The organism is Glutamicibacter protophormiae, assembly GCF_014647495.1.
In the GTDB taxonomy this organism is placed as follows: Bacteria; Actinomycetota; Actinomycetes; order Actinomycetales; family Micrococcaceae; genus Glutamicibacter; species Glutamicibacter protophormiae.
Map to the genome: position 1 here is coordinate 30,699 of NZ_BMPH01000011.1, position 21,667 is coordinate 52,365.

The following is a 21,667-nucleotide window of genomic DNA, read 5'->3' on the forward strand; positions in this document are numbered from 1 at the left end:
CCTCATGTACCTGCCGGCCCATTGCCGTTGCCAGCGCCGAGGCTACCCCTCGGCAGGGAACCTGCCCCAGACCCGGTGCGCGGCGACCAGCTCCGCCAAGGTGCCGGCAAGCGCCTGGGCATCGACCAGTTCCACGCCGGGGGCTTCGCCCGCGATGCCTGCGGCGCTCAGCGCCCCGAAGGACGCTTCATCCAGGCACAGGATCGGCTTGCTCTGCCGGTACGCCTCCTGGACCAGCAGGACCACGCGGGGGTCGGCCGCCGGGGAGTCGGAGACGTCTGCCCCGGCCTTGGTATCCAGCGGCACCCGGGCATCCCCGACCGGAGGCAGCGCCCCGGCCAGCACCAGCGCGTCGAATTCGATGGACCGCGTGGTGAAATACGTCCGGTCGATCTCCAAGCCCGAGTCGGTGGCCCCGGCGTGCGGGGCGACGATCAGCGGCGTCATGCCCTTGGCACTGATCGCCTCGGCGAGCGCGCGGTCCTGCGGATAACCCCGCAAGCCCACGACGATTCCGATCTGCCGGCCGTCCACCGGCCAGCTGGAACCGATCTGGGACAGCGCCGAGCTGGTTGGCAGGTCCTCGACGTCCAATTGGGCGGCCGGGGCTTCCAAGCCCAGCGCGGTGGCCACCGACGCCGCCAGGTCGCCGTCGATTTCCGCCAGGCACTGCACCTGGCGTTCGCGGATCGCTGCATCGGTGCACTTGCCCAGCTCAAAGCTGTAAGCCTGCTTGATGTGCTCGCGTTCCTGCGCGCTGAGGCTGCGGTAGAACAGCCGGGCCTGGGAATAGTGGTCCGAGAAGCTGACCGGTTCGCTGCGCTTCTTGGCTCCAGAGGTTTCCTGCGGGTATTCCAACGCCGGGAAGCTCTGGCCCTCGGCGAGGTCCGCCATGAACGGGCAGCCGCCATCCAGGGAATTGGGCTGATAGGGAGCTACCCCCTCGTGGATGTTGTGCTGGTGGAACCCGTCGCGGAACATGTCGTTGACCGGGTTCTTGGGCTGGTTGACCGGGATCTGAGAGAAGTTCGGCCCACCCAGCCGGGTCAGCTGGGTATCGAGGTAGGAGAACAACCGGGCCTGCAGCAGCGGGTCGTCGGTGATGTCGATGCCCGGCACCAGGTGGCCGGGGTGGAAAGCCACCTGCTCGGTTTCGGCAAAGTAGTTGGATGGATTGCGGTCCAGCACCATCTTGCCGATCAGCTGCACCGGGGCCAATCCCTCCGGCACGAACTTCGTCGGGTCCAGCAGATCGATGCCCTGGAAGGTGGCGGTGCCGTCGTCCTCGAAGAGCTGGACCCCCAGCTCCCACTCCGGGAAGGCGCCGGCCTCGATCGCGTCGGCCAGGTCGCGACGGTGGAAATCCGGGTCCGCACCACCGGCAAGCTGCGCTTCTTCCCACGTCAGCGAGTGGACCCCGAGCTTCGGTTTCCAATGGAACTTCACCAAGGAGGGCTTGCCCTCCGGGCCGATAAGACGGAACGTGTGTACGCCGAAGCCCTCCATCATGCGATAGGAGCGCGGGATGCCGCGGTCGCTCATGTTCCACAGGGTATGGGCCTGCGCCGGGGTATGCAGGGACACGAAGTCCCAGAAGGTGTTGTGCGCCGACTGCGCCTGCGGGATCTCGCGATCAGGCTCGGGCTTCACCGCGTGGACGACGTCAGGGAACTTCATGCCGTCCTGGATGAAGAACACCGGGATGTTGTTGCCGACCAGGTCGAAGACGCCTTCGTCGGTGTAGAACTTGGTGGCGAAGCCGCGGGTGTCGCGGGCGGTGTCCATGGATCCGCGTGATCCGGCCACGGTGGAGAAGCGGACGAACACCTCGGTCTGTTTTCCGGGCTTCAGGAAGTCGGCGGCGCAGAAGTCCCCGGCGTTGCCGTAGCTGGTGAATGTCCCATGCGCCCCGGCGCCGCGGGCATGCACCACGCGTTCCGGGATGCGCTCGTGGTCGAAGTGCATGATCTTTTCACGCAGGTGGTGGTCCTGCAGCAGGATCGGCCCCCGCTCGCCCACCTTGAGCGAGTGGTCGGTGTCGCTCAGCGGAGAGCCCTGGCTGGTGGTCAGGTGCTCTGCGCTTTGGCTGGGGGCTTTGCCCTCCCGATTCTTTCGAGACTCGGTTGGATGTGCTGATTCATTGGTCATTGCATGCTCCTTCGTCCTGGAATTCGTGCGGAATGCCTTCGGCTGCCCCGCGCGGCGCTCCGCGATGCGGCGGACAGCAAGGTGATTGCCACGCTATGGGCTCGGGCAGGGCGTTTCCATGAAGTCTGCCGATTCCCATGGTCCTTCCAGACTGTCGCTCCCAGCGCAACCCGAGGAAAGATTGTTGAACAATCTTTGATTTTGGTGCATTCTGTAATCAGCACATTTTTTCGAGACGGGGATCACAATGCCATTCATAGACCTGAACTCCGATGTCGGCGAGTCCTTCGGCAACTGGACGATGGGCGATGACGCCGCGATCTTCGCCTCCGTTTCCTCCGCGAACGTCGCCTGCGGCTTCCACGCCGGAGACCCCAGCACCATCCGCCAGACCTGCAAGGACGCCGCAGCCGCCGGGGTGACCATCGGTGCGCACGTGGGCTACCGGGATCTGGCAGGCTTCGGCCGCCGCTTCGTGGACTGCTCGGCCAGCGAACTGGCCGACGACGTGCTCTACCAGCTAGGCGCCCTGCATGCGCTGGCGCGCTCGGCCGGAAGCGAGATCAAATACGTGAAGCCGCATGGCGCGCTCTACAACACGATCGTGCACCATGAGGTGCACGCCCAAGCCGTGGTCGATGCCATCAAGGCCTTCGGCGAAGACCTGCCGGTACTGCTGCTGCCCGGTTCCGTGGCCCTGGCCAAGGCCGAGAAGGCAGGCCTGCGCGGGGTCGCCGAGGCCTTCGCCGACCGCAACTACACCCCGGACGGCACCCTGGTCTCCCGCCGCGAGGCCAACGCGGTGCTGCACGACCCGGCGGCCGTCACCGCGAACATGATCCGCCTGGCGACCGAGGGCACCCTGGTGGCCGTGGACGGCAGCATCATCGCCATGCCCGCCGACAGCATCTGCCTGCACGGCGACACCGCCGGAGCGGTGGCCATGGCGGCCGCGGTCCGCGCAGGCCTGGAATCCGCCGGCGTGAGCATTAAGAGTTTTGCATGAGCCTGCGCGACGTCCGGCTGGCCGGCAGCCGTTCGGTGCTGGTTGAGCTCCCGGATCTGGATTCCGTACTGGGATTGTCGGCCCTGCTGCGCACCAGCCCGCTGCCCGGACAGGTCGATGTGCTGGCCGCCGCGGGCACCGTGTTCATCAAGGCCGACTGCCTGGCCAACGCGCAAGCCATCGCCAACACCGTGCGCACCCTGGAACTCGACGTGGCCGCGGCCGCCGCCGGTTCCCTGGTCAAGATCCCCGTGCACTACGACGGCGAAGACCTGGCCGAGGTGGCCCGGCTGACCTCGCTGAGCACCGAGGCGGTGGTCAACGCCCACTCCGGGCAGACCTGGCGGGCGGCCTTCGGCGGCTTCGCCCCGGGTTTCGCCTACCTGCTGGGCGATAACCAGCTGCTGAACGTGCCGCGCCGCGCCACCCCGCGCAAGGCGGTCCCCGCCGGTGCGGTGGCCCTGGCCGGGGAGTACTCCGCCGTCTATCCGCGCCGGTCCCCCGGCGGCTGGCAGCTGATCGGCCACACCGACGCGGTGCTGTGGGACCTCCAGCGCGAAAACCCCGCGCTGATCCGTCCGCAGGACCGGGTGCAGTTCATCCCCAGCCGCACCGCGCTGACCGTGTCGACACCTGCTGACCCCGTGCCCGCCCGGGACACCGCGGCCCCGGGGCAGTCCTCCGGCCTGCTGGAAATCCTGGATCCGGGCCTGCAGTCGCTGATCCAGGACGCGGGCCGTCCGGGCCTGGGCGATCTGGGGGTCAGCACCGCCGGATGGGCCGATGCCATCTCCGCGGCCCAGGCCAACCGCCTGGTCGGCAACCGCCCCGGCGCCGCCGTCATCGAAAACCTGATGGGCACGCTCACCCTGCGCGCCCGCGGCGATGCTGTGCTCTCGGTCTCCGGCGCCGCCGCCACCGTGGACATCACCCCGGTTCCGGGAGACGACTTCCACGAGGCCCGGCAGATCCCCATGGACACCCCCTTCGCGCTGCTCGACGGCGAGACGCTCACCCTGTCAGGTACCGGCGCCGGACTGCGCAGCTACCTGGGCGTGCGTGGCGGCTTGGACATCCCGCAGGTGCTCGGCTCCCGCTCCACCGATTCGATGTCGGGGATCGGCCCCGCACCGCTGCGCGCCGGGCAGCTGCTCCCGGTCGGCCGGCTCGACGGCCTGCAGGTGGTCGGCAACCCCGAACCCTCGCCGCTGCCGGTGCCCGATGAGCATGGCGTCTTCACGCTGCGCATCACCCCCGGCCCGCGCGACGACTGGTTCGACGCACCGGGGCTGGCACGGCTGACCGGCCAGCTCTGGAAGGCTTCCGCGGATTCGAACCGCGTGGGCATCAGGCTGGCGCTGGGCGAGGAGAACGCCCAACCGCTGCAGCGGGTGCGCGAGGGCGAACTGGCGTCCGAAGGCGTGGCCCTCGGCTCGCTGCAGGTCCCGCCCTCCGGCTTGCCAGTGCTCTTCCTGGCCGACCACCCGGTCACCGGCGGCTACCCGGTGATCGCCGCGGTGCTCGATGAGGACCTTTCGGCCGCCGCCCAGCTGCCCCCGGGCGCCTTGATCCGCTTCAAACTGACGCCCCACCCCGGAACCCGCACCACCGTGAAGGAACCCCGCGCATGAAAAAAGTACTGATCGCCAACCGCGGCGAAATCGCCGTCCGCATTGCCCGCGCCTGCACCGATGCCCAGCTGGTCTCCGTGGCGGTCTACTCGGACCCGGACGCCGACGCCCTGCACGTGCGCCGCGCCGACGAGGCCTACGCGCTGAACGGTTCGCAGAGCGCCGACACCTACCTGGACATCGAGAAGATCATCGAGATCGGCACCCGCGCCGGCGCCGACGCGGTGCACCCGGGCTACGGTTTCCTAGCCGAAAACGCCGACTTCGCCCAGGCCGTCATCGACGCCGGCATGACCTGGATCGGCCCGTCCCCGCAAGCCATCCGCGCCCTGGGCAACAAGGTCACCGCCCGCGAGATCGCGGTGCGCGCCGGGGCCCCGCTGGTGCCGGGCACCGACGGCCCGGTGGCCGACGCGGCGCAGGTGCGCGCCTTCGCGCAGCAGTTCGGCCTGCCGGTGGCCATCAAGGCGGCCTTCGGCGGCGGCGGACGCGGCATCAAGGTGGTCCGCGCGCTTCAGGACATCGAGGCCTCCTACGATTCGGCGGTGCGCGAGGCGACCGCGGCCTTCGGCCGCGGCGAGTGCTTCGTCGAACGCTTCCTGGACAAGCCGCGCCACGTCGAGGCGCAGGTGCTGGCCGACAGCCACGGCAATGCCGTGGTGGTGGGCACCCGCGACTGCTCGCTGCAGCGCCGCCACCAGAAGCTCGTCGAGGAGGCTCCGGCCCCGTTCCTCACCGATGAGCAGCGCGCATCGATCCATTCCTCGGCCAAGGCCATCTGCCTGGAGGCAGGCTACGTGGGCGCCGGAACCGTTGAATACCTGGTGGCCCCGGACGGGCTGATCTCCTTCCTGGAGGTCAACACCCGCCTGCAGGTGGAGCACCCGATCACCGAGGAAACCACCGGCGTGGACCTGGTGGCCGAGCAGCTGCGCATCGCGGCCGGGCAGCCGCTGTCCTTCACCGAGGACCCGGAGCCCACCGGGCACAGCTTCGAGTTCCGCATCAACGCCGAGGACCCGGCGCGCGGCTTCCTGCCCGGCCCCGGACGCATCACCGGGTTCGAGGCGCCGACCGGTTCGGGCATCCGCGTGGATTCGGGCGTGCGCACCAACTCGGTGGTCCCCTCCTACTACGACTCCCTGATGGCCAAGCTGATCGTCACCGGCGCCACCCGCGCCCAGGCGCTGCGCCGCGCGAAGCAGGCACTGGATGAAATGACCATCACCGGCGTGCCCTCGGTACTGCCCTTCCACCGTGCTGTGGTGCGCAACGCCGAGTTCACCCGGGACGATACCTACGGCGTCTACACCACGTGGATCGAGACGGAATTCGCCGAGGACCTGGCATCCAGCCCGGAAATCGCCGCCGCCCAGCCAGGTGCCGAACGCGAGACCCTCACCATCGAAATCGAGGGCAAGGCCATGAACATCGGCCTGCCGGCCTCGCTGGTGGATTCCATCCGCCACGGCGGCCACGGGGCAGCCATGGAAGCCGCCGCGGACAGCGTCGAGTCCTCCGCCAGCGCCGCCACCCTGGCCGCCCCGATGAACGGGAACCTGGTCAAGTGGGTAGCCGAGGACGGCGCCGTGGTCGCCGCCGGCGACACCATCGCCGTGCTGGAAGCCATGAAGATGGAATCCAATGTCACCGCGCACGCCTCCGGGACCTTCACCCGGGGCGGGCAGGCCCCCGGCACCATGATTTCCCGCGGCGAGGCCATGGGGAGCATCGCTTAACGCTTTGCACCGCGTCCGGCGGGGTGAATTAGATTGGTTGCATGCCCATGAATGAATTGCTCCGCGCTCTGCCACTGGACGAGGAGGCGACCCACGCCCATACCGGCGCCTGGGTTGCCTCGGTGCTGCGCACCAGGATTGCCGAGGGGCGGCTTCGCCCGGGGAGCAAGCTTTCCGAGCAGTCCCTGGCTCAGGCCCTGGGAGTCTCGCGCAATACGCTGCGCGAAGCATTCACCGTCCTCGGCAATGAACTGATCCTCACCCGCATCCCCAACCGCGGGGTGTTCGTCGCCTCCCCCGGCATGGACGACGTCAGGGAAATCTACGCGGTGCGCCGCATGATCGAGCCCGCGGCGCTGCAGTGGGGACCAGAACTGAACGTGCCGGGCCTTGAACGGATCGTCAAGCGGGCCCGCGCCGCCCTGGCCTCCGGAAAGATCGAGGCGATGGCGGACGCGAACCAGCGCTTCCACGAGGAGGTCGTGCGCGCCAGCGGCAGCGCCCAGCTGCAGGAGCTCATGACCCGGGTGCTGGCCCAGATGCGACTGGTTTTCCATGCCATGAGCGATGCGCCGGACTTCCACTCGCACTATGTCGAGCTCAACGCTTCCCTGGTGGACTTGTTGCGGGCCGGCGAGCGCGACCAGGCCGCACAGGCCTTGCGCGGCTATCTGGATACCGCCGAAACCGAGCTGCTGGCCCATTTGAAGGATCGGATGGCCGCGGACGGCAGCTAGGCCTGCCGGGACCGATTCGGTTCAGCTGCTGTCCCGGGCCGCGAGTGCAGCCCCGGAGCCAATGCGCTCCAGCGTACGGGGCAGGTGCTTGCGCGAGTTCACGGCCACAATGGCCAGGGACAGCGAACACAGGACCACCACGGCGCCCATGATCCACAAGCTGCCGACCCACTGGGCCACCAGCGCGATCACCGTGGGCGCCAGGAACCCTGCGTAGGCAAAGGTATAGAAGAACCCGGTGAGCAGCCCAAGCTCATCGGGCCCGGCGGCGCGCTGCAGTTCAAGCAGTCCGCCGACCATCAGCAACCCGTTGCCGCAGCCGAGCAGCACCGACGCGGCCAGCCCGGCCGCCGGGCTGTTGAGCAGGATCGCCGCGATGATGGCCAGCATGCCGCCCAGCACCACCGAGACGCCCAGCAGCAGGGTGCGGGCGCTGTTGACGGTGTCGACTCTGCGTCCCAGCGGCTGGACCAGAACACCGCATCCCATGGTCAAGGCCACTGCCACGGTGGTGTAGGCATGGCGTGCTTCACCACCCATGGCGGGAACCATCTGAGGAATCACCACGAAGCCCATGGTCGCCGCGGCGAACACCCACGGTGCGGCAGGTGCGATGACCGCCCAAAACCGCTTGCCACCGGTCTGCTGCACGGCGCCACCCGGTACACGCCGGGCCTGGTCTCCCGGAGCCTTGGCCTTCGGGAGCTGGCGCTGCCTGGTCTCGGGGAGCCGGCGCAGCAGAAAAAGGACCGGCAGGCACAACAGGATATGCGTCGCGTAGGGAAGAATATCCGGCATCGGCGCCCACGACACCAGCAATCCCCCGGCCACCGGGCCCAGGCAGAAACCGGTGGAGGTCAGCAGCGAGGCGCGTCGGGCACCGGATCCGGCCGCCGACGTTGGATCCCACGGCGCCTGGGAGAGCTCCTTGACCCAACTCGTTGCGGCCGCCATGCCCAGGCCGGTTGCCGTGCCGGCCAGCAGCCTGCCGGCGAACAACGGCAAGGGACCGAGGTGGGAGAGCATCAGGGCAAGGCTTGCGGCAATGGAGATCAGCACCGCGACCATGGTGAGCCGTTTTCGTCCGCGCAGGTCCGAGGCCCGCCCGCCGAGCAGCAGGGCTGGAACCAGTCCCAGCACGTAGATGCCCAGCAGGGAGGTCACCAGCACTTCCGAGAAGCCGTGCTCCTGCCGGTAATGCACCAGCAGGGCAACGTACTGGTTGGCTCCCCATCCCACCAGAAGCAGGCTCAATGCTGCGGGGAACCAATATCTTGCCTTTTGCGCCATGGACCGCTGTTTCTTTCACACGTTCAAGTTGATGATGGGCGGCCTGCTGGCCGCCATTCACGCCAGTGTGTCATGATTCACAGGGCCATGGCGGATTCATGACGGCACTTCCATGCCGGCACCCCGCCGTCCAACGGCGCAGCTGGCCATCCGTCCCCCGGAGCTTGTCGATATGATCAATCCTGAGCTGATCGCATTGCCTTGCAGGGAAAACGACAGCAGATCAACCCAAACCCCAGAGAGGTCGACAGATGCGTACAGCATTCACAATGCAGACCAGTCGATGCCGCTCCGTCTTCCGCCCCGGGCGCCGGGGGGCCTGATGGCGGACAAGACGCCACCAGCCAAGGGTTCCCGCACGGCTGTTTTCGCGCCATTGAGCGCCGACACCCGCACCGCGCAGGTCGCACAGCGGCTCACGGATGCCATCTTGCTGGGTGTACTGGCACCCGGCGAGCGCCTGCCCACCGAATCGGATCTGGCCAAGAAGTTCGGTGTTGCCGTCGTGACGGCACGTGAAGCGTTGGCGGACATGCGCAAGGAAGGTCTGCTGGAAACCCGCCGTGGCCGCGAAGGCGGTTCCTTCGTCCGCGCCGAAGCCCCCGATGCCTCCCAGCAGTTGATGACCTCCAGGCTGCGCGGCATCTCGCGCACCGAATTGCTCGATGCCGCGGTCTACCTCGACGTCATCACCAGCGGTGCGCTCGACCGGGCCACCCAGATCTGCACGGCGGCTGAAGCGCAATCCTTGGAGGATTGGCTCGACCGCGCGGATTTCTCGACCCCTGCCAGCGCCGCCCGCGACCATGGCGGATTCCTGCTGGAACTGTGCGTGCTGTCCCAGTCCCCGCGGCTGGTGCGCGAGCAGATCGGATTCCAGGCCCAGTACGGGCAGCTCATGTGGCTGGGCCTGCGCGATGAAGCGCTCGCCGGACGGATCGCAGCACTGGACCGCGCCATGGTGCATGCACTGGCATCACGCGATGCGGCGCCGGGCCGCGCGGCATGCCAGGAATCCTTCACGCTGCTGTCAACCTGGCTGATCAGCCGCAAACAAGAACTGGAGGTGGCTTGATGGTCGTCGCAGCAGAGCTTGGAGAATGGTTCGAGCGATATTTCGAGCGCCTTGATGCACTCCACACCCGGATCGCGCAACTTCCTGCCGAGCAATTGGGCGGCGCCGTCCAGGATCTGGTGCGGCCATGGCTTCTGGATGACGCCAACGGCATCGTCGGCGCCGGATACATTGGCGACAGCGCCAGGCAGATGCGCTTCGAATGGTGGCTCGCACCCATGCGGGACAATCCGCTGTTCGCCGCCGGTTCTGAAATCAACCGGTTGCAGTTGGAGCAGCGCGAGTACGCGGACTATGTCCGCGACTACCGCAGCCTGGAATGGTATTCAGCTCCCCATGCCTCGGGGCGCCGGCACATCACCGGCCCGTTCGTCGACCACCTGTGCATCTGCGACTACGTGCTGACGCTGACCATTCCGGTCACCGGCAGCGCCGAGGGCATTGTCGGTTTGGATCTTCGGGTCAGGGACATCGAGCCGGCGCTCCAGCGTCTGCTGCTGCGGCTGGACGGCCCCGCCGCGCTGGTCTCCGCGCACGGACGGGTGATTACTTCCTCGGATCCGCGGCACGGGCTGGGTGCCTTGCTCGCCCCGGATTCCCTTGAAAAGTCGGAGAAGGTGACCGGCACGAGCCTGCTGGTGGCACCCAGCCAAAATTAAACCTTCTATATAGAATCTTTAAGTGTTATTCTCGGTGTGTCACACTTCACACGCATCTTTTGCGTACGCTCGCAACGAGGATTCCATGAATTCACATCACGATCTCCAAGACGGGAACCATCTGGCCGTCCTGGGCTATGAACAGTCCTTCGAACGTTCCATGTCCCTGTGGGCCAACTTTGCCCTCGGCTTCACCTACCTCTCGCCACTGGTTGGCGTCTACTCGCTCTTTGCCATTTCCATGGCCACCGGAGGGCCGCCCTCGATCTTCTGGATCTTCATCGTGGCCGGCGGCCAGTTCCTGGTTTCACTGGTCTTCGGCGAGGTGGTTTCGCAGTACCCGATCCACGGCGGCATCTATCCATGGACGCGCAGGCTATGGGGCAAGCGCTACGCCTGGATGGCGGCCTGGATCTACATCTGGGCGATGATCGTCACGATCACCGCCGTGGCGCAGTTCGGCTCGGGCTTCGTGGCAAGCACCTTCGGCCTCGAGCTCACCCGCGAAACCACGCTGCTGTTCTCCGTGGCACTGCTGCTGGTCGCTCTGGTCCTGAACTTCACCGGCACCAAGATGCTGGCTCGCGTGGCCCGCATCGGCTTGGCGGCCGAACTCATCGGCGTGATCGCCGTCGGCCTCTACCTGCTGATCTTTGCCCGCGAGCAACCCTTCAGCGTGTTCTTCGATTCCATGGGCGTCGAGGGCGACGGAAGCTACTCGGCGGCCTTCATGGGCGCGGCCCTGGCCGGCCTGTTCCTCTTCTACGGCTTCGAGGCCTGCGGCGACGTGGCCGAAGAGGTCAGCAACCCGGCCCGCCGCATCCCCAAGGCGATGATGATGACCATCCTGGTCGGCGGCGTCTCGGCACTTCTGTCCTTCGGCGGCTACGTGCTGGCCGCCCCTGACTTGCAGTCGATTGTCAACGGCGAGGACGTCGACCCCATCCCGGCGATCCTCGAGTCCGCACTCGGCCCGGCGGGCGCCAAGATCTTCCTGGTCATCGCGCTGACCGCTTTCCTCTCCTGCGTGCTCTCGCTGCAGGCAGCGGCCTCGCGCCTGATGTACTCCTTCGCCCGCGACGGCATGATCCCGGGACACCGCTGGCTTTCCAAGGTCTCCCCGACCACCAAGGTACCAACCAACGCGCTCATCGTCGCCTGCTCGATCCCGTTGCTGATCTGCATCATGATCTACTTCGGCTCCGAGCAGCTGCTCACCCAGGTGACCAGCTTCGCCATTCTGGGCATCTACGTCTCCTTCCAGGCCGTGGTGCTCGCCGCCCTCCGCCAGCGCATCAAGGGCTGGAAGCCGGCCGGCCCGTTCTCGCTGGGCGCGGCCGGGTTCATCGTCAACGTGCTGGCACTGGCCTACGGCCTGTTCGCCATGTACCTGCTGGCGAAGCCCGGAACCTCCGGCGACTTCTTCGCCGACTGGGTGGTGCTCTTGGGTCTGGCGGTCGTTGCCGGCTCCGGCGCGCTCTACCTGTTCATCGCGCGGCCGGACGCCAAGTCCGATGCCCCGAGCGGCGACGCGATCGAGGTCGCCGAGAAGCTGCGCGCAGCCCAGCGCGCAGCAGCGGCGACGGGCTGACCGGCACCTGATAAAAACACCGCAGGCGGCGCACCCCTCAGGGATGCGCCGCCTGCGGCGTTGCTGCACGTCTGGCACCTATGGCACTTGGTAGAAGGCATCCTTCACGTCCGTGATCAGCATGTGCCCGGGGGCGTGGCCGATGGCCAGGGCCGGGCGTGATTCCATGACCGCCGCCTGCGGGGTGACGCCGCAGGCCCAGAACACCGGGATGCTGCCTTCCGGAATCTGCACCGCGTCGCCGAAGTCCGGTTTGCCAAGATCCATGATGCCCAGCTCCTGAGGGTTGCCGATATGCACCGGTGCCCCGTGCACCGCAGGGTAGCGGGAGGTGATGCGCACGGCGTCGGCCACTTGCGAAGCCGGAATCGGCCGCATGGACACCACCATGGGTCCGGACATGGACCCTGCGGAGGCGCTGCGCACGGTCGTCTTGTACATGGGCACATTGACGTTCTGGTCGATATGGGCCACCGAGATGCCGGCTTCGATGAGCGCCGCCTCGAAGGTGAAGGAGCACCCGACGATGAAGGTCACCAGATCCTCACGCCAGTACTCGGCCAGATCCGTTGGCTCGGCGATCTTTTCGCCATTCTCATACACCACATACTGGGGCACGTCAGTGCGGATGTCTCCGCCAGCCAGCAGCTCATTGGACACCTGCCCCGCTTCCAGGACCCCGAGGATCGGGCAGGACTTGGGGTTTCGCTGGGCGAAGAGCAGCACGTCGAAGGCCAGCGCCTGCGGCACGATGATCAGGTTCGCCTGCGCATACCCTGCGCTGATGCCGGCGGTGGGGATTACCTGCCCCTGGCGGAAGTATTCGCGCGCTTCGCCGGGACTCAGGGCCGCTCGCTCGGCCAGGGTCAGATCACGAACATTTGCCATGGGAAATCCGCCTTATGCATTCCACAGGGCCGAGAGCCCTGCCAGGGAGTTGTAGCCGAGGAAGACCGTCAAAAGCCATGCCAGGGCGCCGATGACCAGCAGGAACTTAGGGTACTTGTAGCCACCCAGCAGATCCCGGCGGCGCCACGCCACCCAAAGCAGCACGGCCAGTCCGACCGGCAGGATCAGGCCGTTGAAGGCGCCGGCGAAGATCAGCAACGTGGCCGGGGCCTTGCCCAGCAGAAGGTAGATCACCGCGCAGACGGCGATAAAGGCAACGGTGATCAGGTTGCGGGTGCGTTCAGGGGTGGTGCTCTTGGTAACGAATGAGACCGAGGTGTAGGCGGCGCCGATCACGCTGGTCAGCGCGGCGGCCCACAGGATGATGCCGAAGGAGCGCAGCCCGATGTCGCCAGCGGCGGCGCCGAATGCTTCAGCGGCCTTGTTGTCGCTGGTCAATGCCACACCGCCGGCCACGACGCCGAGGATTGCCAGGAAGAGCAGGACTCGCATGACACCCGTGACGATGATGGCAAGCACCGAAGTCTTGGAAATTTCCTTGACGTGCTCCACGCCTGCAGTGCCGGAGTCCAGCATGCGGTGCGCACCGGCATAGGTGATGTAGCCGCCCACGGTGCCGCCGATGAGGGTGGTGATGATCAGGAAGTCGACCTGCTCGGGAAGCACCACGTTGCGCAGGGCGTCGCCGACCGGAGGTGCGGCCACGATGGCGACATAGAGCATCAGCAGGATCATGATCGCACCGAGCAAGACGACGATTCGGTCCAGGGCCATGCCAGCCTTCTTGGACAGGAAGACCAAAATGGCGATCACCGCGGAAATGGCGCCGCCGACCTTCGCATCCACACCCAGCATCGCGTTCAAGCCCAAGCCGGTGCCGGCGATGTTGCCGATGTTGAACACCATGCCGCCCACGAAGACCAGCGCGGCCAGCACCCAGCCCACACCGGGAAGCACCTTGTTGCCCAGCTCCTGTGCGCGCAGGCCGCTGACGCCGATCACGCGCCAGACGTTCAGCTGCACCGCGATATCCACGAGAATCGATACGACGATCGCGAAGGCGAACGCCGCACCGATTTGCACGGTGAATTCAGTGGTCTGGGTGATGAAGCCCGGGCCGATGGCGCTGGTAGCCATGAGGAACATGGCGCCCAGCAGCGCTGTGCGCCGGGCCTTCGAACTAGCCTGGGGCTTCGAATCTTGAGTAGACATGGTTTCATCCGTTGCGGTAGCGGTGACTGCTGTCACAGAACTAATGTAACGCACAAGACAATACAGGTTGTTGAACAATCTGGGCAAGTAGTTGTTGAACAATTTACATGGAGGACATAATTCGGGCAGCGGCTGCAAGGGACGCAGGGTCAGCGCATTAGCTCGCGTCCTTGACACCAAAACCTAGTCCCAACAGCGCAGATAGCGTCATGGCTTGTGATCCGATGGCATGCACTGCTCGTATGCCATGGAGACCCCGTTTAATGCCCGGATGCACGAAGTCCACCGGTCCTCGGCAGGTGCCGAGGATCGGTGGACTTTCAAATTCAGATCAAAAAAATTGATCAGTTCTTGACCGGCTCCGAAGCGTCGTCGTCCGTGGACTTCTCAAGGCTCGGTCGCACGTCCTTCCCGGTCAGCTGTGCAGGCTTCGGGTCGCGGGCCTCGACCTGTGGCAGCTCTCCGGTGAATTCCGGAGCATTGTCGGTGTACCACTCGGTGAGCGCCGGGTCCTCGCTATCGAAGTCGGCGCCGGCGCCGAGTTCCTCCGGAACCTGGGAGATGCCGAAGACGAAGTCGTCGCCGTGCTCGTCGATGCCCTGGCGGACACCGCCCTTGATGGCTTCCAGCGCATAGCGGCGGCGGATCATCAGCGGATCGTTGCGCAACTCGATGCCCCAGGAAATCATGACGCCGATCAGGATGATCGCGAACGGCAAGGCACAGGTGACCATGATCGACTGCAGACCGGAGAGCGCATTGCGCCCGCCGGCCAGCAGCAGGAACATGGAGATCAGCCCCAGCGCCACGGCCCAGACGATGGTGACCGGCTTGGACGGCACCGGACGTCCGGACTGCGACATGGAACCCATGACGTTGGAAGCGGAATCCGCGGCAGTCACGAAGAACACCAGGATCGCCAGCAGGGCGACAATCCACATCACCGGGCTCATCGGCAGGTTGGCCAACAAGTCGAACATGACGTTTTCGCCCGAACCCTGGATCTCGATTTCCTGTCCGTTGAGGTTCATCCAGATCGCCGAACCGCCGAAGACGGTGAACCAGGTCACGGAGATCGCCGAAGGAACCAGCATCACCACGGTGACGAACTGGCGCAGCGACCGGCCCTTGGAAATCTTGGCGATGAACATGCCGACGAACGGCGACCATGAAATCCACCAGGCCCAGTACAAGGTGGTGTAGGCGGTCAGGTATTCCTTCTCGACGGTGCCCTCGCTGGCGAAGACGGTGAGCATCTGCGGCAGGTTGTCGAAGAAGGAGATCACGGCGGCCGGCAGAAGATCCAGGATGTACATGGTCGGACCGGCGACCAGCACGAAGATCGCCATGAAGATCACCAGGGCCATATTCGTGTTGGAGAGCAGGCGAATGCCCTTCTTGATGCCGGCCACGGCCGAAATGGTGAAGACCACCGTCAGCAGGCTGATCGCCACGACCACGAACCCGTTGCCCAGTTCCATCCCGGTGATGATGCTCGTACCCGTGCGGATCTGCAGCGCACCGATGCCCAGCGAGGTCGCAGTGCCGAACAGCGTCACCAGCACGGCGAAGACGTCGATGATCTTGCCCAGCAGACGGTTATTGCCGTCCGGGAACACCGGCTCGAAGAGTGATGAGATCAGCGGCAGGCGTCCACGACGATAGGAGACGTAGGCCAGGGCGCCGCCGACCAATGCGTAGATGCACCATGCGAAGGTCGCCTGGTGGAGGAAGGAATCGGTCATGGCCGGGAGCACTGCCTCGTTGGTGCCTGCCTGAGCATCGGTGGATGGCGGCGGCGCGGTGAAGTGGCTCAGTGGTTCCAGCGGCCCGTAGAAGATCAGGCCGATGCCCAGGCCCGCGGCGAACAGCATGGAGATCCACGAGGTAGTGGAATATTCAGGGCTGCTGTCATCCGCGCCAAGGCGGATCTTTCCGGTGGGTCCGTAGCCGACCACCAGCATGAATAGCACGATGCCCAGTACGATGACGTTGAACAGCCAGCCGAAGTGGGTGACGACCCACTCCTGCATGCCCACGCCGACCTCGTTCAGGTTGGTTGGGGCGATGATGGCCCAGAGCAGTACCGCGAGGACTGCAACGAGTGCTGAAATGAACACCCCGCGGCGGGTGGGGAACGTGGCGTTGGTGTCTTCGACGCTGATGCCGGGGATCAGTCCCGGGTGGATGCCGAAGGAGGGTTCCTTGGCATGGCGCAGGGCGTTGAGTACGCGTTCGCCCTTGTGTCCCCGGACCGGTTTTTGGTCTTTTTCACTTCCCTTGTCAGTGGCTTTGGACCCCGCAGCTGGCGGGTGTGGACGTGACGTATCAGAATCCATAGCCATCAAGTTTACTATAAAAACCTTGAGATTCCGCGGTTTTTGACCCCATTCCAGCGCGAACCCGCCGGGTCTGACCTCGATCCTGCCCCATGATCCCGGGGCCAAACAGGGATTCGCCAAGCGCAGAAAAAAGATGCTTTTTGACCGCGTGACGCACCGCTTTTCGGGAGTTCACCACACATTTTCCAGGCCCGCGCAGGCTGGATTAATGGTCGTTTTCGCCCCTGACTGGGAGGTACTTGGATGGCAGCTCGTCAGCCGCCCGGCAGCAGGCTTCGTCGGGCCACGCTTCGGGAGCGCGGTCCACTGCGGCGCAGCATGGTGCTTCGACGTCGGAGGTGCCGGAAAGTCCCTTAACTACCGCGGGCCGTGCAGCCAGCGCGGCAAGCGCTGGCTGCACGGCCCGAAACGGCGTGGCTAGTTCCTAGTGGAAGAAGTGGCGTGCACCGGTGAAGTACATGGTGATGCCTGCTTCATTCGCGGCGGCGATGACTTCCTCATCGCGCACCGAACCGCCCGGCTGGACAACGGCCTTGACGCCGGCGTCGATCAGGATCTGCAGGCCGTCGGCGAACGGGAAGAACGCATCCGAAGCCGCGACTGCGCCCACGGCGCGCTGCTCGGAAGCCGCGGTGTCGGCGTTCTCGGCACCGCCGGCGGCGTCCGCGCCGGATTCGATCTTCACGCCCAGGGTGTTGGCACGCTCCACGGCCAGCTTGCAGGAGTCCAGGCGGTTGACCTGGCCCATGCCGATGCCCACGGCGGCGCCGCCCTTGGCCAGCAGGATGGCGTTGGACTTCGCGGCGCGCACCGAGCGCCAGGCGAAGGCCAGATCGGCCAGGGTGGCGGCCTCGGCGGCTTCGCCGGCGGCCAGGGTCCAGTTGGCCGGATCATCGCCGTCGGCGTCGATCTTGTCGCCGGCCTGGACCAGCATGCCGCCGGAGACCTGGCGCAGCTCGTTGGAGTTGCGGGCATAGCCGTCCGGCAGGGCCAGCAGGCGGATGTTCTTCTTGGCCGAGAGGATCTCGACGGCCTCCGGCTCGAAGTCCGGTGCGATGACGACCTCGGTGAAGATGCCCTTCACGGTTTCGGCCATGCCCTTGGTGACGGTGCGGTTGGCTGCGATGACGCCGCCGAAGGCCGAGACCGGGTCGGTGGCGTGCGCCTTGCGGTGCGCGTCGGCGATCGGGTCTGCGGCGTCGTCGGAGGCCACGGCCACGCCGCACGGGTTGGCGTGCTTGATGACCGCCACGGCTGGCTTGTCGAAGTCGAAGGCCGCGCGCAGCGCCGCATCGGCATCCACGTAGTTGTTGTAGCTCATCGGCTTGCCGTGCAGCTGGTCTGCCTGGGCGATGCCGGCCGGGGCGGCCTCGTCCACGTAGAGGGCTGCCTGCTGGTGCGGGTTCTCGCCGTAGCGCAGCACGGCGGCGCGCTGCAGGGCGACGCCGGAGTAGGCGGGCCAGTCGATGACGCCGTCGCCGTCTTCGTCGAGGAACTGGCTGGCGGTCCAGGTGGCGACCGCGGTGTCGTAGGCGGCGGTGTGCGCATAGGCCTTGGCGGCCAGGCGCTGGCGGGTCTTCAGCTCGAAGCCGCCTGCGGCTGCGGCCTCGATGACCTGCGGGTAGAAGGAAGGATCGACCACGATCGACACTGCGGCGTGGTTCTTCGCGGCGGAGCGGACCATGGCCGGGCCTCCGATGTCGATCTGCTCGACAACCTCGTCCTGCGCCGCGCCGGAGGCGACGGTCTGCACGAACGGGTACAGGTTCACCACGACCAGGTCGATCTGGCCGATGCTGCGCTCGGCCAGGGTGTCCATGTGCTCGGGAACGCGGCGGTCAGCCAGGATGCCGCCGTGGATGATGGGGTGCAGGGTCTTGACGCGGCCGTCGAGCATTTCCGGCGAACCGGTCACCTGCTCGACCTCGGTCACTGGGATGCCTGCGGCAGCGATCTTCTTGGCGGTGGAGCCGGTGGAAATCAGCTGGACGCCTGCGTTGTGAAGTCCAGCGGCCAGTTCCTCCAAGCCGGTCTTGTCGTAGACGGAAATCAATGCGCGGCGGATAGCGACTTTGTCCAAGACGGTCTTACTCACGAAAATTTTCTCCCGGCGGTGAGAATGAATGGGGCGGGCGGCGAAAAGGCCGCCGCCCCTATTCTAGCGAAATCTGCCGGTTTCCCTTCAGTTCGTGTCAGTGCCCCTGGACCAGGTTCCCCAGCTGCGGGAAATGCGTGGCCAGCTGCTGGTCGGTCAGGCACAGGCGCAGCAGCTTCTCCGCATGGTCCTCATCGGCCACGTAGGTCACCAGATCCACCGAGGTCTTGGCGTTCAGCTCGTCGCGCAGCGAGTGCGCCGCCGCCACGAGGCAGTGATAGTAGCGCTTGATGGTCGGTTCCCAGCCCTCGCGGGAGGCCTGGTCGGTCAGCGCTTCGGACCAGATGCCGGCCGCCGGTTCCTCGCACAGGTCGATGGAGGACCAGTGCCAGTCGCTGGGCTCCCACTTGTCCGAGTAGAAGCTTTCCGAGTCGTCCGCGTCCAGGTCGGCTTCGATGGAGGCAAGCACCTCGTCCAGGTCCTCGCCGTCGTCGGAGTCGTCATCGTCTTCGGATTCCTCGTCGTGTTCCGAGTCGGAGATCACCAGGGAATCCTCGTCGACAACCAGCGGTTCCGGTTCCAGGGTGTTGTGCTCGTCTGCGTCGGGACGGTCCTCGTAGTCGTCCGGCTCGTCCACGTCTTCGCCGCGTTCGACCAGCTGTTCGCGCGACTCGGCGGCCCGGTCGCGGGCCAGCGCCTGCAGCGAGTTCAGCGCCAGCAGCGGCATGGCGATGGATTCGCTCTCTTCGGTGCTCACCCCGTGCAGGGCAACGGCATAGAAGGTCTGCTCCGGGTGTGCCTCAATTACTTCAGCCGCGTGTCGAAGGGCTGCAACCCGTATCGCCTCTTCGAGAGCGGTCCAATCTACTCCCATGTCCAGAGATTACTCTCTTGCCTGCACTTTCAAAAGGCCTTGACGGCTCCCGCAAAGAGGCGTACGGCGGCTACGCGCCGCGCGGGAATTTCGGCTAAGCTTCGACGCGGTAGAAGCCGCATCATCTGCACCGCGCGAAAGGTACACCACCGTGTCCACAGCCACCCTCCCCTCCGGCACCCATGTGGTGCAGGAGCTTCCCTTCAAGTGGAAGGTCCAGGGAACCATCTTCATCATCGGCGGACTCGGCTTCATGTTCGACGCCTGGGATGTGACGCTCAACGGCGCCCTGATCCCGCTGGTCGCCCAGGAATGGGGCTTGGACCGTCCCACCGCCGCCCTGCTGGGCACCTCCAACCTGGTGGGCATGGCCCTCGGCGCATTCCTCTGGGGCGGCATCGCCGACCGCTACGGACGCAAGAACGCCTTCAGCCTGACGCTGCTGATGTTCGCCCTGTTCACCGTGCTGGGCGCCCTGTCCCCGAACTTCGGCTTCTTCGTGGCCTTCCGCTTCCTGGCCGGCGTGGGCCTGGGCGGCTGCATCCCCGTGGACTACGCGCTGGTGGGCGAATTCACCCCGGCCAAGTACCGCGGCCGGGTGCTGACCGCGATGGACGGCTGGTGGCCGATCGGCGCCGCCCTGTCCTTCTTCGTCTCCGGCTGGGTCATGGCGACCTCCGACAACTGGCGGCTGATCCTCGTGGTGATGATCCTGCCGGCTTTCATGGTGTACGTGGTGCGCCGCTCCATCCCGGAGTCCCCGCTGTTCCTGGCGGCCAAGGGCCGTGAAACCGAGGCGCGTGCGGTGATCGACCAGCTGGTGGCGCGCACCGGGGCCGCACCGCGCGACTACGTGATCGAGCAGGCCGCGCTGCCCAAGGCTCCGCGCTGGTGGGAGCAGGCAGCTTCGCTGTGGCGCTATTCGTGGAAGCTGACGGCCACCAGCTGGCTGCTCTTCGTAACCATCCTGCTGGTCTACTACCTCGCTTTGACCTGGCTTCCGACCATCCTGACCGAAGCCGGCATGGCGCAGTCGGCGTCCTTCTTCGCCACGGCGGTGATGGCGGCGATGGGCCTGATCGGAGTGGTGATCGCCGCGCTGCTGGTGGAGAAGGTCGGGCGCAAGTGGCTGCTGGGCATCTTCGGTCCGCTCTCCGGCCTCGTGCTGATCGTGGTGGCGCAGAGCTTGGATGTGCCGGCCACCGCCGTGGGCTGGATCCTGGTATTCGGCGTGGTGGTCCAGGTCGCGGTCCCGGTGCTCTACGCCTACGTCTCGGAGCTGTATCCGACCGAGCTGCGGGCCAGCGGATTCGGCTGGGCGTCGACCATGTCGCGCTTCGCGGCCGGTTTCGGCCCGTTGTTGTTCGCGGCGCTCTGGCCGGTGGTGGGCTTGTCCTGGCTGTTCGCCGGTGCCACCGTGCTGGTGGTACTCGCGGTGCTGTTCATGGCGAAGTTCGCGCCGGAAACCCGGGGACGGGAACTGGGCTAGAAATCCCGGCTAGGAATTTCCCTTCGCGGGGTTCGGCAGCATGCCGTCAAGCATGATGCGGGTCAGCCGCGGGCCAATGCCGGGGGCGGCGCTGGCGAAGGCGCGCGGCAGCGGCCGCGTCGCCAAGCCGATGCCGGTGATCAGCTCATGGCCGGTGAGGTCCTGGCGGACCAGATTAGCGGCTTGGGCCAATTCCAGCGCCCGGCTCACCGCCTGCGCGGCGGCCCGCTGCGGCTGCAGGATCCGGTCGCTGATGGTCTGCGGGAGCTGCAGGCTCAGCGATTCGCTGAGCGCACCGAGGTTCAGCTCAATCAGTGCATCCAAAAATTCCTGCCAAGCCCGGGGCTCGCCCCGCGACAAGCCCTCGGCGGCGTGCTCGGCTGCCTGCTGGACATCATGGAGCATGTCCAAGGTGACTTCCTCGACCAGTTCGGGGCGTGCGGCAAAGTTCCTGTACAGCGTGCCGATGCCGACGTGGCTTGCCTCGGCAATGGATTCCATGGCGACATTGGCGCCGTGGGTTGCAAAGAGTTCACGAGACGTGCGGAGAATTTGCTTACGTCGTCGTAGTGCATCTGCGCGCATGCGTTTCCCCACCTTTCACAGTTTTCGGGGTGTCCGGGGCAACCTTCCTGCCCCGTAACGATCTAACGGTAGTCGTTGAGGGAAGATCTGACGAAGTGGAAGCGTTCATTCCATTCTGCAAGGCATCCATCGTAGTTCCCGACCTTGAGTATCCGCTGGAATTCTGCCGAATCCACGCTGGAAATGCGCTTGCTTCGCCGGCCCCACTTCGAACTTTCCGGACCGCAGAAAGTTCCCGGGCTCCTCGCCAACGAGCCGTGCACCGGCGGCCCAGGGCCATGGACC

The 21,667-nt window shown here is 66.0% G+C and carries 16 protein-coding genes; 8 read left to right on the forward strand and 8 right to left on the reverse strand.

Going from position 1 to position 21,667, the window contains the following annotated elements; translation table 11 throughout:
* Positions 1 to 42 precede the first annotated feature (42 nt).
* Entirely contained in the window at positions 43 to 2,148 is a 2,106-nt protein-coding gene (locus IEY43_RS12990; RefSeq protein WP_188949005.1) for a catalase, read from the reverse strand.
* 247 nt (positions 2,149 to 2,395) lie between these two features.
* On the opposite strand from IEY43_RS12990, the gene IEY43_RS12995 reads away from it, so the two are divergent.
* The 4 genes from IEY43_RS12995 to IEY43_RS13010 are packed head-to-tail and all read left to right on the forward strand — an operon-like array spanning position 2,396 to position 7,261.
* Positions 2,396 to 3,154 carry a LamB/YcsF family protein gene (locus IEY43_RS12995; RefSeq protein ID WP_188949006.1) on the forward strand — a complete coding sequence of 253 codons (759 nt, stop codon included), beginning with the start codon at positions 2,396 to 2,398 and terminating at the stop codon, positions 3,152 to 3,154.
* Positions 3,151 to 4,785, forward strand: coding sequence for a 5-oxoprolinase subunit B/C family protein (locus IEY43_RS13000; protein ID WP_188949007.1), 1,635 nt, complete (start codon positions 3,151 to 3,153; stop codon positions 4,783 to 4,785). Before IEY43_RS12995 ends, IEY43_RS13000 begins: the two co-directional genes overlap by 4 nt.
* A complete protein-coding gene (locus tag IEY43_RS13005) occupies positions 4,782 to 6,524 on the forward strand; it encodes an acetyl/propionyl/methylcrotonyl-CoA carboxylase subunit alpha (protein WP_188949008.1) in 1,743 nt (580 codons plus the stop codon). The genes IEY43_RS13000 and IEY43_RS13005 overlap by 4 nt, the downstream gene beginning before the upstream one ends.
* A gap of 41 nt (positions 6,525 to 6,565) precedes the next feature.
* Positions 6,566 to 7,261: a GntR family transcriptional regulator gene (locus IEY43_RS13010; protein ID WP_374189868.1), complete on the forward strand. Its 696-nt coding sequence runs from the start codon at positions 6,566 to 6,568 to the stop codon at positions 7,259 to 7,261.
* Between the two features lie 21 nt (positions 7,262 to 7,282).
* Here the strand turns inward: IEY43_RS13010 and IEY43_RS13015 are convergent, their stop codons facing one another.
* Complete coding sequence (locus IEY43_RS13015) at positions 7,283 to 8,551, reverse strand: MFS transporter (RefSeq protein ID WP_188949010.1); 1,269 nt, start codon at positions 8,549 to 8,551, stop codon at positions 7,283 to 7,285.
* Between the two features lie 322 nt (positions 8,552 to 8,873).
* On the opposite strand from IEY43_RS13015, the gene IEY43_RS13020 reads away from it, so the two are divergent.
* The 3 genes from IEY43_RS13020 (at position 8,874) to IEY43_RS13030 (ending at position 11,876) form a co-directional block, all read left to right on the forward strand.
* Positions 8,874 to 9,626 (forward strand): FadR/GntR family transcriptional regulator, encoded by a 753-nt coding sequence (locus IEY43_RS13020; RefSeq protein ID WP_188949011.1) that lies wholly within the window; start codon positions 8,874 to 8,876, stop codon positions 9,624 to 9,626.
* Positions 9,626 to 10,285, forward strand: a complete 660-nt coding sequence (locus IEY43_RS13025) for a PDC sensor domain-containing protein (protein ID WP_188949012.1) — start codon at positions 9,626 to 9,628, stop codon at positions 10,283 to 10,285. Before IEY43_RS13020 ends, IEY43_RS13025 begins: the two co-directional genes overlap by 1 nt.
* 85 nt (positions 10,286 to 10,370) lie before the next feature.
* On the forward strand, positions 10,371 to 11,876 hold the full coding sequence (locus IEY43_RS13030; RefSeq protein WP_188949013.1) for an APC family permease: 1,506 nt from the start codon (positions 10,371 to 10,373) through the stop codon (positions 11,874 to 11,876).
* Between the two features lie 78 nt (positions 11,877 to 11,954).
* Here the strand turns inward: IEY43_RS13030 and IEY43_RS13035 are convergent, their stop codons facing one another.
* The 5 genes from IEY43_RS13035 to IEY43_RS13055 form a co-directional block, all read right to left on the reverse strand.
* The gene (locus IEY43_RS13035; RefSeq protein WP_188949014.1) at positions 11,955 to 12,764 is read right to left on the reverse strand and encodes a putative hydro-lyase; all 810 of its coding nucleotides are present in this window, start codon (positions 12,762 to 12,764) and stop codon (positions 11,955 to 11,957) included.
* 12 nt (positions 12,765 to 12,776) lie between these two features.
* Positions 12,777 to 13,997: an NRAMP family divalent metal transporter gene (locus IEY43_RS13040; protein WP_188949015.1), complete on the reverse strand. Its 1,221-nt coding sequence runs from the start codon at positions 13,995 to 13,997 to the stop codon at positions 12,777 to 12,779.
* Between the two features lie 344 nt (positions 13,998 to 14,341).
* Positions 14,342 to 16,342 carry a BCCT family transporter gene (locus IEY43_RS13045; protein WP_229777397.1) on the reverse strand — a complete coding sequence of 667 codons (2,001 nt, stop codon included), beginning with the start codon at positions 16,340 to 16,342 and terminating at the stop codon, positions 14,342 to 14,344.
* A 421-nt stretch (positions 16,343 to 16,763) separates the two neighbouring features.
* Positions 16,764 to 18,434, reverse strand: coding sequence for a bifunctional phosphoribosylaminoimidazolecarboxamide formyltransferase/IMP cyclohydrolase (purH, locus tag IEY43_RS13050; RefSeq protein WP_188949016.1), 1,671 nt, complete (start codon positions 18,432 to 18,434; stop codon positions 16,764 to 16,766).
* 97 nt (positions 18,435 to 18,531) lie between these two features.
* Positions 18,532 to 19,308, reverse strand: a complete 777-nt coding sequence (locus IEY43_RS13055; protein WP_188949017.1) for a DUF4303 domain-containing protein — start codon at positions 19,306 to 19,308, stop codon at positions 18,532 to 18,534.
* 151 nt (positions 19,309 to 19,459) lie between these two features.
* Between IEY43_RS13055 and IEY43_RS13060 the strand changes: the two genes are divergently transcribed.
* Entirely contained in the window at positions 19,460 to 20,797 is a 1,338-nt protein-coding gene (locus tag IEY43_RS13060) for an MFS transporter (RefSeq protein ID WP_188949018.1), read from the forward strand.
* A 9-nt stretch (positions 20,798 to 20,806) separates the two neighbouring features.
* Here the strand turns inward: IEY43_RS13060 and IEY43_RS13065 are convergent, their stop codons facing one another.
* Positions 20,807 to 21,382: a TetR/AcrR family transcriptional regulator gene (locus tag IEY43_RS13065; RefSeq protein WP_188949019.1), complete on the reverse strand. Its 576-nt coding sequence runs from the start codon at positions 21,380 to 21,382 to the stop codon at positions 20,807 to 20,809.
* Positions 21,383 to 21,667: the final 285 nt, after the last annotated feature.